Source organism: Colwellia sp. 6_MG-2023 (assembly GCF_030547765.1).
Lineage (GTDB): Bacteria > Pseudomonadota > Gammaproteobacteria > Enterobacterales > Alteromonadaceae > Colwellia.
In genome coordinates, this window is sequence record NZ_JAUOPP010000006.1 from 89,687 (window position 1) to 107,867 (window position 18,181).

The following is an 18,181-nucleotide window of genomic DNA, read 5'->3' on the forward strand; positions in this document are numbered from 1 at the left end:
TACTCTTTTCGCGCCTTATTTTTGAAATTGCCATATTGTTGCCACAATTGCTCAGCAATTTGCCTTTATTACAGCATATCACTGCCTTTTTATTACGTTTTAATAGCTTACGTCAACCAACAACAAGCAAACTTTACTTAATTAAAACTGATATAAAAAAGGAAAATATGATGACCAAGATGCAATCTACTATGTTAAAAGAGCAACTAAAAGAGCAACAAACAACACACTTAAAATATAATTCCTCACGTAATTATACAAAAATATTACTTTCAACAATGCTTGTTACTGTGATTACCAGCACCTCTGTTTCAGCATTTGAAAATGATATTGATAAACAATTAACATTAACTGAAAAGCAACAATCAAAAACGAATAATGAAAACATCGGCTTTGGTACTGGAGCTTTAATTGGTGGTATTGCTGCTGGACCTGTAGGTGCTTTTATTGCAGGTTTAGGTGGCACTTTAATTGCGAAGTTAATGAACGCGAATGATGACAACGAAGAGTTAACAGCAACGCTGTTACAAGAAAAGCAAACTTATCAATTATCGAGTGAGCAGACTAAACAACAATACCAAGAAAAATTACAGCACTTAGAAGAATCTTATCAATACCAGTTAGCTGCACTTGAAAATCAACAAAAACAAGAAGGTCAGTTACAAGCCGATAAACTATTAATGAGCCTACAATTTTCGACAGGTTCAAGTGATATTGCTGCCCACTACCAAGAGCAAGTAGCTGCACTAGCAAGCATATTAAATAACTCTCCAAGCATGAAAATTGATTTGTCAGGCTATACCGATTTAACGGGGGAAGAAGCACATAATCAAGCATTGTCGAAAGCTAGGGTTAATTCAGTAAAAACACTGTTAATGGCACAAGGTGTTGATGAGCAACAAATTGCCACTTTTGCTTTTGGAGAAAAGTCACCTGTTGTCGCAAATAACGAACAAAAAATGAGTTTTTATGATCGCCGAGTATTGCTCAAATTATATAAACCATCAATGTTAGAGCATAACCAGATGGCAAATAATCACTAATTATTAGAGTTAACTTAGCCATCATAGTTCGCTATATTTTGTGTAATGAATAGAAAAACTATGTTTTTACTTGATAAAGGTGTCTATTTCATAATATGTCTAGGCACTACTTTTAATTTTGATTAAACTAACAGAAATTTAAGTAAAAGTAGTTTGTCATGGAAAAGCACCAAGAATTATTAATTGCTTTAAGAAAAGTGATTAGAGCGATAGATTTACATTCCAAGCACTTGAGTAAAACCTCAGGTTTAACCAGCCCACAATTATTAATTATGTTAGAAATTGATAAAATATCAGGGGTAAACTCTAGTCAAGTTGCCAAAAGTGTTAACTTAAGTGCGGCAACGGTAACTAATATTCTTGACCGTTTAGAAAATAAAAATCTTGTTTCAAGAGTTAGAGATACACAAGATAAACGTAAAGTTGGTTTGTATTTAACGGATCAAGGCAAAGCACTTTTACTTAATGCACCACAAGCACTTCAAGAGCATTTTATTGAAAAATTTTCGAGTTTAGCTGGTTGGGAACAGTCACAATTATTATCTTCACTTGAGCGCCTTGCTGAAATGATGGATGCTAATGAAATTGATGCTGCGCCCGTATTAGAGCTAAATGCAATGAACGCCAGTATTGCTAACAAAACTGACGTTTCATAGGACTAACGTAATAAATGTAAAAAGTGCAAATGTTTATGATATTGATCAATAATGTTATTGATCACTGAGGTTTTAGACCAACCCATAATATCATAATCTTGCCCACCTTCACTTAAGTGAACTTCTGCACGGTAATAACTTTGTTCATCATCATCGGCTTCGTTGATAAAGTCAGGTTGCGCATATTTGCGTGCAAGTACACGGTAAATAAATTCCTGCTCTTCACCATGATTAACAATTAATGTCAGGCCATCATCATTAGATATATCTACTTGTATTTGATTTGTTTGTAGCTCTTTAGCGACTAAATCAAATGCAGGTTTAACCGTTTGACTAATAAATTTATTTACATTGGTTTTATTTGGAAAATCGACAATGTTTTTTAAACGTAATTGCCAACTATCGTTATTTTCATTATTTGTATGAGGGATGGCTGAAATTAGTTGACTATCTTGCTTAAAGGCTTCAATCCTTAATGATTTGATTAAACCGAAAATGGCTAATAATAACACCACAGAAAAAGGTAATGCGCTGGCAATGGTCATTGTTTGTAGTGCATTTAGTCCTCCAACGAGTAAAAGTATACTGGCAACTACACCAATCCCTACAGCCCAATAAATACGCTGCCAAAGAGGTGTATTGTTTTTGCCATAAGAACAAAGCATATCAACCACCATGGCACCTGAGTCGCATGAGGTAACAAAAAATATTATGATCATTAAAACACTAAAAAAAGAAAGTACTTGGCTTAGTGGGAAATTTTCAAGAAATACAAACAAAGCAACAGAAGAATCTTTACTTACCATTTCGCCTAAGGCGACAACTCCTTGATCATGAACTAAATCAATCGCACTGTTACCAAAAATAGTCATCCAAAATAAGGTAAATACTGTTGGTATCAGCATTACGCCGATAATAAATTCTCTAATGGTACGTCCACGAGAAATTCGGGCAATAAATAAGCCAACAAATGGCGCCCAAGCAAGCCACCATCCCCAATAAAAAATAGTCCAACCGCCAATCCAGTTCGTCTTTTTATAAGCAAATAAATTAAAAGTGTTGTGTACTATATCAGCCAAATAGTCGCCCATGTTTTGCAAATATGCCTGCAATAAAAACACGGTTGGGCCTAGAATAAAAACTAATAATAATAATATTACGGCCAGAATCATGTTGGTTTCGGATAGGATCTTTATACCTTTATCTAGCCCCGTTGCTACAGAGATAACAGCTAATCCAGTTATAGCGAACATAATAATAATTTGGTTTGTGAGCGATATATCAATATTAAATAAATAACTAAAACCAGAGTTAACTTGAGAAGCGCCTAAGCCGAGCGAAGTAGCAACGCCGAACACGGTACCAACAACGGCAAAAATATCCACTAAATGCCCTGGCCATTGATAAATTCTATCGCCAATTAAAGGGTATAAAGCAGAGCGTAAAGTTAGCGGTAAATTATGACGATAACTAAAATAGGCTAATACTAATGCTACAACAGCATAAATTGCCCAAGCGTGAAGTCCCCAATGGAAGAATGTCATTTTCATTGCTTCACGAACGGCTTCAATTGAACCTGTTTCAGCTGTTGGCGGCGATAAATAATGCATTAATGGTTCAGCGACACCAAAAAACATTAAACCAATGCCCATACCTGCAGCAAAAAGCATAGAAAGCCAGGTGGTTATAGAGTAATCGGGGGTAGCATGATCAGGCCCTAAACGAATATCTCCATAACGAGAGAAGCCTAAAAAGACAACAAAAAAGAAAATAAAAGCAACGGTAAGTACATAAAACCAACTTCCGTTATCGATAATGCTCGCCTGTATAAGTGTAAATAAGTTTTGTGCTTGTTTAGGAAGCAAAGCGGTATAAAGTAAAAGGGCAATGATCACTGACGAAGCCCCAACAAATACTTTCTTATTTAAGTGGCCCTGAACTGTAGTAGGCAATTTAATTCCTCTGATTTAATTTGTATTGATATTATTTTTATCTTAGTCACGCTGTAGATAATCATACATTATATATAACTTCTCCATAAAGTTTAACATTATATGCGTCTTTGAAAAAGAACGCTTATTTTGTTAAGCTAGCGCTCATAAAAATTTAATTAGTACACTAATAATATCAACTCGAAACATAATTAAAAAATAGAATCACAATACTAAAGGGATAATAATATGAAATTAACAAAGCTGCATGCGGCAGTGTTAACAGCGATAGCAGCTTCTGGCTCTCTCTATGCTGAAGAAGTAAAAACACAAGAAAAATCAAAAATTGAAGTTATTGAAGTCACATCAACTAAACGAGCAGAGTCTATTCAAGAAGTACCTGTTACTGTTACAGCCTTAACAGGTGATAGTTTAGAAAAACTAGGTGTATCAAACTTTGACCAATATGTAGAGTTTTTACCTAATGTTGTTTTTCAGGGGACAGGCCCTGGGCAAAATGAAATATATATTCGTGGCGCTGCAACGACACAAACAAATATTTCAGTTTCATCAGTGCAAGCATTACAACCTTCAGTTGCTTTTTATTTAGATGAACAACCTGTATCAATGCAAGGTCGTAATTTAGATGTTTATGCGAGTGATGTTGAGCGTGTGGAAGTTTTACCTGGCCCTCAAGGCACGCTTTTTGGGGCTAGCTCTCAATCAGGTACAGTACGTATAATCACTAACAAACCTAGCCATGATGGTTTTTCTGCTGGTTTTGATACGAGCACTGGCTCTACGTCAGGCGGTGATATGAGTAACTCTGTTGAAGCCTACTTTAATATGTCGTTAACAGATTCATTAGCTATACGTGTTGCAACGTATAATGATCATCAAGGTGGTTGGATAGACAATATACTCAACACACCTGGTGAAGGTGGCTATACTGGCAGTGCTGAAGTTATTAGTAGAATTTCTGGTGGTGTTTTAACAAATCCTCAAGACGTGCCTGTTATCGCTCCACAAAATGCTGCTTTAGTAGAGGATGACTTTAATACTGCGGATTACGCTGGTGCACGTTTTGGCTTATCTTACATTATTAATGATGAATGGAACCTTTTAGTTCAACATACTCAGCAGTCACTCGATACTGAAGGTGTTTTTGCTTACGATCCTAACTTGGAAGGTGAAACTTCAACGAATCGTTTTATCCCAGAAAACAATAATGATGATTTTGGTCTTACAACCTGGACCCTTGAAGGTCGTCTTCAGAATCTTGACATTGTTTATACTGGTGGTTATCTAGATAGAGATATCAATTCAACGATTGATTACACTGGTTATACTAATGGTGGTTCATTCTCTGCTTACTACGTTTGTAATTATGCAGGCATAGTTGAATCAGAACAAGAATGTCTTGACCCAACTAAATACTATAAAGAAGAAACTAGTACCTCACGAATTACGCATGAACTTAGATTTAGCACCGCTGCTGAAAACCGCTGGCGTGTTACTGCTGGTGTTTTTTATGATTCTCAAGAATTATCAACTGTGGGTCAATTCAAAATAGCGAGTACAGATAAATTCCCTGATATGGCAAGAACGCTTGCTGGCTCTGAAGGCACAAATAGTGATGGCGGACCTTTTCCTTCTGAAGTGAGCTTTGTAAATGATGTAACCCATACTATTGATCAAATTGCTGTGTTTGGACAGTTAGAATATGACTTAACAGACACTGTTACCGCAAGCTTTGGTGCCCGTTGGTATCAAATAGATGATATTTATAAAGGCGCGACTACCGGGGATGATGTTAGTGGTCGATTAAGAGCCTTTGGTGATGGTAGCGATGAAGCCTTAACTGAGTTTTTCGGCGCAGAAGAAGCTGCTGCTATACAAGCAGCTATTGCTAGCGGTCAATTAGACACTAGCTTACTTGACGATGACGGTACATTAACGGTAGATGACACCATTATCAAAGCTTCAATTGATTGGAAAATATCAGATGAAGTGATGGTATTTGCTTCATATTCAGAAGGCTTTAGACCTCCAGTGACTAACCGAGTAGGCGGCGGAGCAGCGACAAGTCAAGAAGGCGCTTTTGATGGCTTCCGTATTCCAGTGTACTCAACAACGGATAGTTTGGATAACTTTGAAATTGGTTTTAAATCAACATTATTTGATCAATCACTACGTTTTAATGCTACAGCTTATTATTCAGAGATATCTGATTTACAAACATCGCGTTATGACCCTACTAACATTAGTTTCTTAGTGTTTACCGACAATGTTGGTGAAGCAGAAATAAGAGGTATTGATGGTGACTTTACATGGGCAGCAACAGATAACTTAATTATATCCGGTGCCTTTAGCTTTATTGATAGTGAGCTAACATCTGTTAATAGTCAACTTGCCGGTATTGCTCCAGCGGTTGGCAGTCAATTACCTTATTCCGCCGAGTTCTCAGGTAATTTACAAGCACAATATTTTTATTCAATTGCTAACGATATGACAGGTTATATTAACGGCTCGATAAGTTACACTGGCGATAGACTTGCTGGTATGTCTATGGATGCTTATGTGGTAGAAGACGCTACTAATTTGATTTACGGTACGGGTTCAGGTTTAAGTATACAAAAAGAAGCTGATGTTTTCTCAGGTGTTAATTATCAAGACCGAAATGGTGAAACCTTTGCCGGTGGTCGTTACATACAAGATAGTTATGTTTTGGCTAATTTAAGCTTTGGTGTTACTAATGATGAATGGAAAGCAGAAATATTTATCGATAATGTAACGGATGAGAGTGCAGTATTGTATATTGATACTCAGCAGTTTACGCCTAAAGTGGTCTCTAATAGACCTCGTACTATTGGCTTTAGATTTTCGTATGATTTCTATTAAATAAAAAGATAAGTAGAAAATAAAGTTAAGTAAAAGTCATAAAACTGATACTTAATTAAGTGTACTAAAGCCGCTTGATATTTGTCTCAAGCGGTTTTTTATTGATAAAGTACAAAGTAATTAATTGAATTGCTATTAAGCCTTATATTTCACGGAGCTAAGTCATTGGACACCATATCGCCTCAATCATTTGAAACACAATTAAAATCAATTCAACAATTGATCCAAACAGCAAAATTCAATGATGCTATTTTAGCAAGTAAAAAACTCCAAACAAAAACGACAGAAAAAGTACAACAAGTTGAGCTATGGTATTTAATTGCTGTTGCACAGCGTTATGCAAAAAACTACGCTCAAGCATTAACAAGTATTAATACGTTACTTAAGCTTGATGATCATCACAGTCGAGCGAATCAAGAAAAAGGTTTTATCAATCTTGCTTTAGGAGAGTCTAAAAGTGCGATGAGCTCCTTTGAACATGCTGTGAAACTTAACCCTAGTTTAGTGGCAAGTTGGCAAGAATTAATTGAACTGTACCGAGATGCAGGACAACAAGGCAATGTTCAAAAAACAGCAAATCAATTAGAAAAATTAAAAAAGTTACCGCCAGCTTTACTTGCGGTCACTGAATTAATGCATGAAGGTAAATTATTAAAAGCAGAGCAGATTTGCCGACATTTTTTACAGAACAATAAGCGTCATATTGATGGCATGTGTTTGTTAGCTGAAATAGGGATGGAACTTAAAGTCTATGATGATGCTGAATTTCTTCTCGCTAGTGCGCTTGAGCTAGAGCCAACTCACCTTTATGCTCGTTCTCAGTACCTCAATTTACTTATTCGCTTAGGTAAATATAAAGCGGCTGAAAAGCAAGTTGAGACATTACTCAATGCTCAGCCCAATAATATTACTTTTAAAGTTGCCAAAGCTAATGTGTTAACTGGGTTGGGTAAAATAGAAGAAGCTATTGTTCTTTTTGAGCAAGCTATCTCGCAATCTATTTCACAAGGAAATAACATAGCAGGATTTCATTTACAATTAGGCCACGCACTTAAGGCTAAAGGTGAAATAAAGCAAGCGGTTTTAGCTTACCAAAAAGCCTATCAAATAAATCCAAGTTATGGAGATGCCTTTTGGAGTTTAGCGAATACAAAAACCTATCGCTTTAGCGATGATGAAATAGCCCAAATGCAAGCGCAACAAGATAAGAAAAACTTACCAATAGTAGATGAAATTCAATTGAGCTTCGCTACAGGTAAAGCTTTTGAAGATAGAGCTCAATACCAACAAGCCTTTCAATATTATCAACAAGGCAATAAACTTCAGAATGAAATAAATGGTTTTGATATCAGTAAAATAGAACAACAAGTCGAAGAACAAATAAAATACTGCACTGCAGAATTATTTGAAAAACGAGGTCATTTAGGCTTAGCTTCACCCGATCCTATTTTTATTGTCGGTTTGCCAAGGGCAGGCTCTACTTTGCTTGAACAAATACTTGCTTCGCATAGCCAAGTAGATGGCACCATGGAACTGCATAATATCTTAGGTCTAGCTTCTCGGTTAAGAGGGCGTAATTCAAACGTAGATACAAATAAAGAAAATCAATATCCTAAAAATTTACATGAGATTAACCCAGATTACTTTAAACGTTTTGGACAGCAATTTATTGATGAAACGCGTGTCTACCGCGAACAAGCGCCATTATTTATTGATAAAATGCCTAATAATTTTCTTCATATCGGCTTGATCCGATTAATACTGCCAAATGCTAAAATTATTGATGCTAGACGCTCGCCAATGGCTTGTTGTTTTAGCGGATTTAAGCAATTATTTGCTGAAGGGCAAGATTTTAGTTACAAGTTAGAAGATATTGGTCGTTACTATCAAGCTTATTTAAAGTTAATGAACCATTGGCATGAAGTATTACCTGATTTTGTTTTAACGGTTAACCATGAAGATGTTGTTGATGATTTAGATAAACAAGTGCACCGAATACTTGATTTTTGTGGCCTACCATTTGAACAGTCATGTATTGATTTTCATAAAACTAAACGTAATATTAAAACACCCAGCTCGGAACAAGTTCGACAGCCGATATATAAAAGCGCTACCGAACAATGGAAGCATTTTGAACAATATTTAGACCCTTTAAAAAAGGTGCTAAATATTGAACATAGCAAAGAGTAGCTATCCGGTTACTTTTCTAACCAAGGCGCGACCAACCATACGTACTTTGGTTGGTAGAGGCATACGTGTTAAGTTGGTTTTAACGGCGCCTTCGGTAAAAGCGGTTGCTTTAGAATAATCAATATTTATGTCTAGAATAACCGTTTTATTTTGTTGAGCTAAGCTTCTGGCTTTCGTTAACCCCGTTTTAATGTCACTGTTATTTTCAATGCGTACATATTCAGCACCCGTTGCCATCGCTAGGCCTTTAAGTTTAGTTTGTGGTAATACTGTACATGTTTTTCGGTTGTAAGGAATTTGCTGTGCTTGTGCTATTTGAGATAGCTCCCCATCGTTAAATACACCGATAACAAGCCCTAAATTTTGGCTAACTGCAGTCGCTAATTCAGTTGCCGTCATCATAAACGCACCGTCGCCAACAATAGCGTGCACTTCTTGTTGTGGCTTAGCCATTTTCACCGCAATAGCTGCTGGCGTCGCATAACCCATACAGTTGAAATCTGTAGGTGAAATAAAACCATAGGCTTGGTGAATAGGCATCAGCTCAGCTGTTAAAAATGTATGATTGCCATCGTCCACAACAATATGAGCATCATCACTAAGTTGTGCTCTAAGCTCGTCAAAATATAGAGCTGGATTTACCTTCTCTTTTGAGTCATGTTGATACCATGTTTCACGATAAGATTTTTTATCCGCCGCAATTTTTTTAGCTGTCTCAGAAAAATCTGTAGTTACTCCTAAAGTTTTTAGCGTGCTAAGCAGTTGTTGACAAATTTGTTTAGCATCACCTTCAATAGCAATTGCACTTTTATAATTGGCATCGAAAACATCAGGGTTGATATCGATATGAATTAAATTTTGCGGTAATTGACCACCAAAGCTGCCGGTCGCTATTTCTCCGAAACGCGTACCAATAGCTAGCACACAATCAGCATTATCAAATGCATTTTGAGCCGCAGGGACAGCGGCAGGGCCAAAACAAAACCCTGTATGTAACGGATGGTTTGCCGGAAATACACTGATTCCTTGCATAGTCGTCGCAACAGGGCTGCCAATCACTTCACTAATCTCAATTAAGGTACTACTCGCATGAGCCGCGCCCCAGCCCGCAAAGATAGCAGGATTTTTCGCTTTCATTAGCATCTGAGCTGCATTTTCAATTTGCGTTAGCATACTCGCTGATAAAGCTGCTTGTTCGGGCTTAACGTAAGTTGGTAATGCATTAATTGCTGCTTTATCAAGTTGTAAGTTTACAGGGATTTCGATAAATACCGGACCAGGCTCTCCTGAGGTCGCGATATCATAAGCTTTATAGATAGTGTCGATAACCTCATCATGGTTGTTGATTTTAAACGCTGCTTTGGTAAATCCTGCAACAAGTTTAAGTTGGTCTAGTTCATGGAGTTGATAATCAAATTTGGAGTCGTTACGAATACCGCCAGTAATAACAAGCATAGGTATACCATCAAGATAAGCTTCAGCAATGCCACTTGCTGCGTGGGTAACGCCGGCAGCAGGAACGATAACTAATGTGCCAATGGAATCAGTGACTCTACTAATCGCATCAGCCATAAAACCACCATGACCTTCGTGCATGACTAGGTTGGGTGTAATTAGATCAGAATTATTTAATTCATCGTAAAGTTCAGTATTGTGAACCCCAGGAATACCAAAAGTATATTTTACGCCAATTTGTTCTAACGCGTATCGTGTTAACCATGCAGCTGTTTTTTTCATTATTTGGTTCCCTGTGTGTTTATACTCGTTAAGTTATTGATATTTTTTGCGGCTTGCTGAGCGGTTAGTATGCAACCGGCTAAAAAAGTACCTTCTAAAGATTTTTCACCATTTGAGCCGCCACCACCAAATCCAGATGCTTCGCCAATAGCATATAAACCGGTTATTGGTTGGGCATGTTGGTTGACTACTTGAGAGTTTAGATTTGTTTGAATACCCCCTAAACTTTTTCGACTGATCAGTGCTACTTTAATAGCAATGAGAGGGCCGTGTTTTTCGTCTTGAATAGGATGTGGTTTACATGTTCTTAATTTATCTGCTTTCCATTTTCTAGCATGTTCTATTCGTCTTATTTGATCATCATTCCATTGTGATGAAGGTCGAGATAAAATGGCATCGTAATCGTCTAATGTTTGTTGTAAAACTTCGTTATTAACACGTTTTTTTTGAGTTAATGCATTCATTTTATTAGTTAATTCACTAACAGTATTCGCAACGATAAAGTGGTCACACTCTTCTTGCATCTGTTTTACTAGTCGATGATTCCCTAATAAAGTTTCTTTTAGCATAGTAAATAATTTTTTATCACGGATCATTGGATTATGCTCTGCGCCTGAAACAGCAAACTCTTTACTGGCTATTTTCCAATTAAGTACTTGCCATGCATAGCCGTCTTTTTGTTCACTCATACGCCGACATAATTCATGGGTATCGAATCCAGTTACCATAGGGGCTGGACCAATTCGTTTTCCGTTGCTATCAAGCCAAAGAGCCGATTTACAAGGAATTAAACTTAAACCTTGTTGGTTAAATGTTGCTTTAGGGTGAGGGATGCCGGCAGCATAATTCCACATTTTATCTAAATGGGTAAGATTTCCGCCGATACTATTAACTTCGTCATGCATGGCGCCATCACAACTGGGGTGAGTGCCGTTTAATAGGTTTTCAGGTGCTGGTGCAAAGTGTTTAGGCCAATGTTCTTTTACTTTTGCTAAATTACCGGTAAAACCACCGCTTGCTACGATAGTGTTATCAGCAAAGTACAGGTTACTGTTAGTGTCTTGGCAGCCAATAACCGCTTCATCAGACTTAATAAGTTTGTTAACTTTGCAATTAAAATTAAAGTGAATGTTTTTATTTTTAAAGGGAGCAATCGCAAGCAGCATTTTATTAACAAGCTCTAGTGATGTTCCCCAAATTACATGGTAACGAGGTACTGAGTTACCGCCTGAGTATAAGCCTCGTTCAACCCAATTTACTGCCGGTAAAAACTTAACACCGAGATCTTTAACATAGTGGTAAATATCTTGATAACTGCTTTCCACATAAAGCTTCGCCCATTGTTTTGGGAAAATATCATCTTGGGAGAAATGAGCAAAATCATGCCAATCTTTTAATGCTATGGCTGGTGAGTCGATAATATTACTTCGCTGTTGTTCTGGCGTGCCTATCAACGCCATACCGCCAAATGCACTCCTGGCTAAGCCTCCAACCTTTGTTTCATCTTGTGCATCAAGTATCAGTATTTGTTTATCGGCTTTTGCTAATTCGAGTGCTGCGGTTAGGCCAGCAATACCTGCGCCAATAATAATAGTGTCGTAAGTTGCTTTGCTGTTATTACTATTCATGCCATCTGTATTTTTGTTCTTGTCATTAGACATATTTCTTGCATCACTTTGGTTGCCATAGCATTATCATAGCTCGTCATTTTTTTAACGCTATAGTAAAAATTACCCAATGAATCGACTCGATAAAAAAATCGCTAACGTGTATCAGGCTCTTTACTTGTGACTGTTATTATTGAACAAGATAAATTGAACCGGTTTATTAGTGATCTTTATTTAGGCACCAGTAAAATTGATTTATCTGAATATCGTGATTGGGCATTATCAAAGCTACAACACTTAATTAGTTTTGACGGAGCTATTTGGAGTAACGGACATCAACAAACGGTTCGTTTTCATAATCATACCTTGATAAATGTACCTGAATCATTAGCGCAGTGTTTACTTGATAATTTGTCAATAAACCCTCTGGTAAATAGTCTGTTTGAGAATTTAGGCTCACCAATAGATATGCGTGATTTAATGGCTGATGAAGACTTTTATCGTTCTGAAATTTATCTAACTTGCTTTAAACCACACAATATAGAAAGAGTTTTATCATCAATTCACCTTGATGACCGAACAGGGTTATTTACATTGTTAAGCTTATATCGATTTAAGCGTAACAAGCCTTTTTCTGATCAAGATAAACAAATACAAAAACAAGCGCTATATCATTTACTCACCGCAGCGAGACATGCACTTTTCTTACAACTTGCACGTACTGATGATAACCAAACGACAATAACTAACAGTAAATTACATTCTAATAGTCATAAAGCGATTTGTGATAAACAAGGTTACTTTCATCAAGTACAAAGTAGCTTTATTGATTTACTTGAAGAGAATTATGCTAACAAAACTGAATTGGAGAGCAGTTTACTGAAATTACCTTTTGCTTTAGATCTAGCTAGAAAAAGTTATGCGGTAGATGGACTGCAAGTTGAACTCCAACCCTTTAATGATTTAATCATTGTTGAAATTTGGCCACAAGGCCCTTTAGATAGTTTATCGATTAGGGAACATGAAGTTGTACAAATACTCGCGAAAGGATTAACGTTTAAAGAAGCAGCAAAAGAGTTAGGGCTTTCTCCGTCAACGGTGTCAAACCACCTTTACCGCATTTATCAAAAACTGAATATTGGCAGTAAAAGTGAGTTATTTAAGTTGTTAACATAATTAAGTTGTTAACATAATCTAAAGGGTGGCTGTGTTGATATGAAATGCATAACAACATCGCTAAGCAGGTGGCCAAAGTAACTATGTCACTGCAAAAACGACCAGAAAAGGGTTATGGGGAAATGCGAAAACCAAAGGGATAAATCAGGCATTGAGCAATGAGTATTTAGCCAATGCAGGTTTATTGTCACTTAGAAATATTTGGGTCAAAATCCATCATGGTTAATGAACCGCCCTGTGCGGAGCCTCATACAGGGTGGTGTGGGGGCTGGTGGGTAGAAACCTCCGGCTACCCGATTTATGTATTGCCATTATTAAGTAGAGAACTTACATTTCTAAATTCTTCTATTTTTATATACTGGCTTTTTTTAACTAAACTCACTTTCTCAGGTTCACCGATTTCTCTAGCTATAAGCGCTTCCAACTCGAACAGAACCTCCTTTCCATACCTATATTGTTTAGTGTCAGATTCGTAAAGTGAATTTATTTCAATGGATCTTTCCTCAGGATCGGCAATTTTTCCAAATTTACCGTATTCAAAATACGCAATTCTTAGCTTCTTTTTTGATACCTCACTGGCTTCAACAGTCGCCAGCTCAATAAGCTCTTCAGAGCGCTCAAGCTCTATTTGGGGGTATGTCTCTGATATGTGGCGAGCATTTATAAAGTAGCTCTCCATATCATAGAGCTTAGTAATAAAAGCAGTAGAACAATTGCTTAGCCCATTACCCTTTATAAATTTATTTAGGGTCTGTTTAAGTTTCTGGGGTTGCTCATTGTCTCTGTCGCGGTGAAAAATAATATGCTTAACATTAGTATTTTTTTCTTTCATCTTACGAGCCAGAAATACTGCCGAAGCTATATTGTCTTTTCCATAATAAGACTCGATTGCAGTCTTATTTAGATCGAAATCATGAAATTCAAGCAGCTTTTCAATCATTTCTGTGTTGCCATCTTCTGTTAGAACTAGGCAATCTATTTCTTGTTCTAGCGCAGATAGTTCGCTTGCAAGCTTTAGATACTCATCGGTTTTGACTTTTTGAAGTCCAGCAATAAGGTCTACTAGCGCTGCAAAATCACCCGAATCTGCGGCTACTAAAGATTCGTAATATGGTTTCCTAATATTGTCTGGAATTACTATAGGAAATAGACCGTCTTTTATTAAAATAAGATTAAGAAACAGTCTTGACACTCTTCCATTTGCATCTGTAAAAGGGTGAATTACTACAAAATAATAATGAAAGAGTGTGGCGATTACCGAACTTGAAATTGACTCTTTACTAATAATTGAATAATACCAATCGAATAAAGTTTCTAGTTTCTCTTCAATATCGACAGCAGGGAAAATCTGTTTTGAACCATCAGCCGATTGTATATAAACATCATTCGTTCGAAACTGTCCATCATCCATCAACAGCTCATGCATTAACACAATATCAAGCAGAGTAAAATCTTGACTGACAAGATCAAAAAGAAAACTAATTGAAGAAAAACTTTTACCAAGGCTAACGTATTTGTTTTTCAATTCTTGATAATTCGATTGAAGTTCAGCGTCAGAACGAGTCATGTACTGAAGCTGCAAGCCTAAGTCTTGTCGAATTAATGGGTTTAACGATCTAAGGTGTGATTTGCTTCCCACTCTGAACATATCATCGGCAAGATCTAATAATTCCGAGTTTGAAACATTTAGATCATTAATCTGCTCCTTTGACCTCTCTAATTCTTTGATAGAATCACGACCGTCAAGTGAATATACTTCATCAATGCTTATCATTTAAATTGTTGCCCTGGTTTTTAAGAAGAATGAATTGGCCAGAAAAATATTCAGTAAACTTATCAGGCCACCCATAATAACGAGATTAGTTATTCTTGTTAATTGCAAATGTTCTCGCAAGCCAACTTTTCATTACCATAACAAGTTTTTCAGGCGTGGCCATATGTATCATGTGTTGGCTATTCTGAATAGCTGCCACATCTGCATTTTGTTTATCTTTTATAAAACTAGCGATACCAAGGTAAGTTAGCTTGTTCATTTCTTCAAAACACTTCTGGCTAGGATTACCTAGGCCAATGAAAAAGTCTTTTGTTTGTTCTGGTATATGACTAATTGCAATCGCAGGTGCTTCAATTCCAGAGTAATGGCGTTCTTCTTCTTCAGTAAAGAACCTCCCCAAAACTGAGAGGTCAGCATATGGTAAATAGCTACCATCAGTATTTTTAACTCTTTGTGTATTATAGAAATTATCTTGATACTTTAATATATCTATTGTTGCGTAACCTAAATCTGGGCACACTGCTAAGTGGCTGTCCATATAATTTAAATCTTGAATAGCATCAATATAAATTAGGCCTTTTACTCTTTCTGGAAAATGCCTTCCAAGATGATTTAACTCACCTCCTGCAAAAGAGTGACCTGCAAAAATAGCATTATCAATATTCATTTTATTTAAAATAGTAATTATGTCTTTGGCTAACCTAGCTGTTGAATAATTTTCATTGCGAGATTCTGAGTTTCCATGACCTACACGAGTTATACCGATAACTCTATATGAATCAACAAACGAAGAAACTAATGGGTCAAATGTATGGGCATTAAGTGCAAGGCCAGCAAGAAATACAAGAGTAGTACCTTTTCCACCCCAATCAACCACCTCCAATTTTATATTGTCGCCCATTTCTACGTAATGTATTTTGTGCTGTGTTGTATCTACCCATTCACTCGCATTGGTCATATTTAGAAATAACGATAAAATTATAATTAATGTAATCTTAATGATTTGATACTCCGTAACTGAATTAGACGTTTTGCAACTAGCAATTTTATAGTGCGCTCGTCGCGCATATTTCTGCCGATGCCACGCTCATGTACTTAATGAGTCCTTTTTTTTAACAAATAACTTAATACATTGCTATATATAATTTCTTATTAGTACTAAAGATATTTATAAAAGATTAAAAACTTAAAAAGCGCATTTAGCATGTGACTAAAATTTAATTTTTTATTTAATATTAATATATATATCAGATGACTATATGATTTATTGATAATGGTAAGGAAAGCGTAAGGACTAAATAAAATATTTGAGGATAATGATTACAATTAAAAAATTAATTAATCATTAAAAGAGAGTTTCCATGCAAAATATTAAAAATTATTTGAGTAAAATTTATGCCGTAATCATACTCATGATTATTGTGCCATTTGCTAATGCCGGAATTATCACCTCATATTATTTTACTGGGCAATGCCAAGATTGCTATGCAAACGCTGATGGTTCATATGGAACCGCTGAGGCAATATTAGAGTTAGTCGATTATACTTGGGGCGATGCCATTTTACTCACTAATTTTGTTTCTTTCGAATACTTCGATACCGATTTATTCAGTGGATTTTCAGTTACTGATATTAATAGTATCGATAGTCTTTCAGGTACTCTTATTAACAATGATTTTGAAATTACAGCAGGTAAGTTTTTCTTTGAATCGCTCAGTTTTAGTGATCCATTAGTAACCGCATGGGAAACAGGTTGTGTATTTGGTGCAATAACCGGCAGTATAAACTGCAGAGACATTGAACCTGACACTGGTGGCGGTAGTGGCGGTGGTGGCGGGGCACATGGTTCAAAAGATTTTGGTAGCTCTCCTAATTGGGTTGAGATTATTGATGATTCAATCGCTGATCCGATAATACACGAGGTACCTGAACCATCAACATTTGCCATTTTAGCATTCGGTATAATGTTATTGGTATCTCGTCATAAAATAAGCATCTAAGCACTACCGTTAGTGCTGAATATAGAAATTACTTCATCCGTTTAGCCTAACTAACTTAGACACCCATTTTGATTATAAATAAAAATGGGTGTCTAAGTTAAATTCATCCAAGTTACATTGAGTTAAGTTCATAAGGAAAAAATAAAATGGAAAAAGTATATTTTAAAGTAATGATATTATCTTTGCTCATATCGGCCTGTAGTTTATTTAACTTGGCCAATGCGACGCTCATGTTGAATATAGATCTGACCAGCGGTAAGTTATTAGGTGCTTCTAATATAAACATCAACGGTAAGCTTTATGATGTAAGCTTTGTTGATGGCACTTGTCCTGACTTGTTTAGCGGATGTGATGAACAGAGCGATTTTTCCTGGCAAACCGAAGAAGAAAGTAAAGTCGCATCATTGGCATTATTAAATGATGTCTTTGTAGATTCAGTTGATGGTTTATTTGATTCGTTACCTGATTTAACTTTTGGTTGCAGTAGTGATACCTACAATGATTGTTTTGTAATCACGCCATACAAAAGTAATACAAATAACACACTCTTTGGCGTAATGGCATTAAATAATAGCAATCCTAATTGGGACACAACGAGTCCTTTTACAGTGGGTATAGGTTTAAATACCGGTATTTCTAACTCCTCAACTTACGCAGTATGGAGCAGCCCTAAGCCGTTGCAAGCGGTAACAGAGCCAACGACACTGACTATTTTTGCATTAGGGTTAATAGGTTTGACATTGCGTCGTTGCAATAAGGAGTCTTAAATAAATATTGCTTGTTTAAAATCAATAACCAATAACCAGTGAGGTTGATCGCGTAAGTAAGTTGGTATTATTGGCCTTCAAAACTAATATAGACCGCTATGTTAGTTTTGAAAAATTAGCCCTCGCCTAGCGATTTTATCTTCCACCTGCTTTAATTTTGTTTATAAATAAAGGTGGGTGTCCACGTTAAATCATATCCACGTTAAATCACGTTAAATTTTCTGTCCACGTTAAACTTTCACGTTAAATTTTAGGTGAATTTATGGTTGTTATCTTTTTTCGTAGAAAGTTAATAATCGAAGAATTGAGGAAAGTGTTGTCAATAATATTAATTTATTGCAACAACCTAAAAATAAACTAGAAAGATACAAATTCATCAATGAAATACGTTAATTGAAA

The 18,181-nt window shown here is 36.3% G+C and carries 12 protein-coding genes; 7 read left to right on the forward strand and 5 right to left on the reverse strand.

The window, feature by feature from the left end; all coding sequences use genetic code 11:
- The first annotated feature begins 170 nt into the window (after positions 1-170).
- Together pdsO and Q4503_RS05775 are read left to right on the forward strand one after the other, a co-directional pair.
- On the forward strand, positions 171-1,043 hold the full coding sequence (pdsO, locus tag Q4503_RS05770) for a sortase-associated OmpA-like protein PdsO (RefSeq protein WP_303601658.1): 873 nt from the start codon (positions 171-173) through the stop codon (positions 1,041-1,043).
- Between the two features lie 158 nt (positions 1,044-1,201).
- A complete protein-coding gene (locus Q4503_RS05775; protein WP_303601659.1) occupies positions 1,202-1,699 on the forward strand; it encodes a MarR family winged helix-turn-helix transcriptional regulator in 498 nt (165 codons plus the stop codon).
- Between the two features lie 2 nt (positions 1,700-1,701).
- On the opposite strand, the gene Q4503_RS05780 is transcribed toward Q4503_RS05775, so the two are convergent.
- Entirely contained in the window at positions 1,702-3,651 is a 1,950-nt protein-coding gene (locus tag Q4503_RS05780) for a choline BCCT transporter BetT (protein ID WP_215972434.1), read from the reverse strand.
- A gap of 228 nt (positions 3,652-3,879) precedes the next feature.
- Between Q4503_RS05780 and Q4503_RS05785 the strand changes: the two genes are divergently transcribed.
- A complete protein-coding gene (locus Q4503_RS05785) occupies positions 3,880-6,531 on the forward strand; it encodes a TonB-dependent receptor (protein ID WP_303601660.1) in 2,652 nt (883 codons plus the stop codon).
- A gap of 165 nt (positions 6,532-6,696) precedes the next feature.
- Entirely contained in the window at positions 6,697-8,721 is a 2,025-nt protein-coding gene (locus tag Q4503_RS05790; protein WP_303601661.1) for a tetratricopeptide repeat-containing sulfotransferase family protein, read from the forward strand.
- On the opposite strand, the gene Q4503_RS05795 is transcribed toward Q4503_RS05790, so the two are convergent.
- Both Q4503_RS05795 and Q4503_RS05800 read right to left on the reverse strand, forming a co-directional pair.
- Positions 8,722-10,458 carry a thiamine pyrophosphate-binding protein gene (locus tag Q4503_RS05795; protein WP_303601662.1) on the reverse strand — a complete coding sequence of 579 codons (1,737 nt, stop codon included), beginning with the start codon at positions 10,456-10,458 and terminating at the stop codon, positions 8,722-8,724.
- Entirely contained in the window at positions 10,458-12,119 is a 1,662-nt protein-coding gene (locus Q4503_RS05800; RefSeq protein ID WP_303601663.1) for an FAD-dependent oxidoreductase, read from the reverse strand. Before Q4503_RS05800 ends, Q4503_RS05795 begins: the two co-directional genes overlap by 1 nt.
- 126 nt (positions 12,120-12,245) lie before the next feature.
- Between Q4503_RS05800 and Q4503_RS05805 the strand changes: the two genes are divergently transcribed.
- A complete protein-coding gene (locus Q4503_RS05805) occupies positions 12,246-13,241 on the forward strand; it encodes a helix-turn-helix transcriptional regulator (RefSeq protein ID WP_159820818.1) in 996 nt (331 codons plus the stop codon).
- Positions 13,242-13,539: 298 nt separating this feature from the next.
- Here the strand turns inward: Q4503_RS05805 and Q4503_RS05810 are convergent, their stop codons facing one another.
- Complete coding sequence (locus tag Q4503_RS05810) at positions 13,540-15,015, reverse strand: Fic family protein (protein ID WP_303601664.1); 1,476 nt, start codon at positions 15,013-15,015, stop codon at positions 13,540-13,542.
- An 85-nt stretch (positions 15,016-15,100) separates the two neighbouring features.
- The gene (locus tag Q4503_RS05815) at positions 15,101-15,973 is read right to left on the reverse strand and encodes an alpha/beta fold hydrolase (protein WP_303601665.1); all 873 of its coding nucleotides are present in this window, start codon (positions 15,971-15,973) and stop codon (positions 15,101-15,103) included.
- Between the two features lie 403 nt (positions 15,974-16,376).
- Between Q4503_RS05815 and Q4503_RS05820 the strand changes: the two genes are divergently transcribed.
- Complete coding sequence (locus tag Q4503_RS05820) at positions 16,377-17,015, forward strand: PEP-CTERM sorting domain-containing protein (protein WP_303601666.1); 639 nt, start codon at positions 16,377-16,379, stop codon at positions 17,013-17,015.
- Positions 17,016-17,161: 146 nt separating this feature from the next.
- Positions 17,162-17,782: a PEP-CTERM sorting domain-containing protein gene (locus tag Q4503_RS05825; RefSeq protein WP_303601667.1), complete on the forward strand. Its 621-nt coding sequence runs from the start codon at positions 17,162-17,164 to the stop codon at positions 17,780-17,782.
- Positions 17,783-18,181: the final 399 nt, after the last annotated feature.

Bases quoted from the DNA above. Each gene is read 5' to 3' on its own strand.
- pdsO (WP_303601658.1), top strand. From the start codon at position 171: ATGACCAAGATGCAATCTACTATGTTAAAAGAGCAACTAAAAGAGCAA.
- Q4503_RS05825 (WP_303601667.1), top strand. From the start codon at position 17,162: ATGGAAAAAGTATATTTTAAAGTAATGATATTATCTTTGCTCATATCG.
- Q4503_RS05810 (WP_303601664.1), bottom strand. From the start codon at position 15,015: ATGATAAGCATTGATGAAGTATATTCACTTGACGGTCGTGATTCTATC.
- Q4503_RS05815 (WP_303601665.1), bottom strand. From the start codon at position 15,973: ATGACCAATGCGAGTGAATGGGTAGATACAACACAGCACAAAATACAT.
- Q4503_RS05800 (WP_303601663.1), bottom strand. From the start codon at position 12,119: ATGTCTAATGACAAGAACAAAAATACAGATGGCATGAATAGTAATAAC.
- Q4503_RS05820 (WP_303601666.1), top strand. From the start codon at position 16,377: ATGCAAAATATTAAAAATTATTTGAGTAAAATTTATGCCGTAATCATA.
- Q4503_RS05775 (WP_303601659.1), top strand. From the start codon at position 1,202: ATGGAAAAGCACCAAGAATTATTAATTGCTTTAAGAAAAGTGATTAGA.
- Q4503_RS05785 (WP_303601660.1), top strand. From the start codon at position 3,880: ATGAAATTAACAAAGCTGCATGCGGCAGTGTTAACAGCGATAGCAGCT.
- Q4503_RS05795 (WP_303601662.1), bottom strand. From the start codon at position 10,458: ATGAAAAAAACAGCTGCATGGTTAACACGATACGCGTTAGAACAAATT.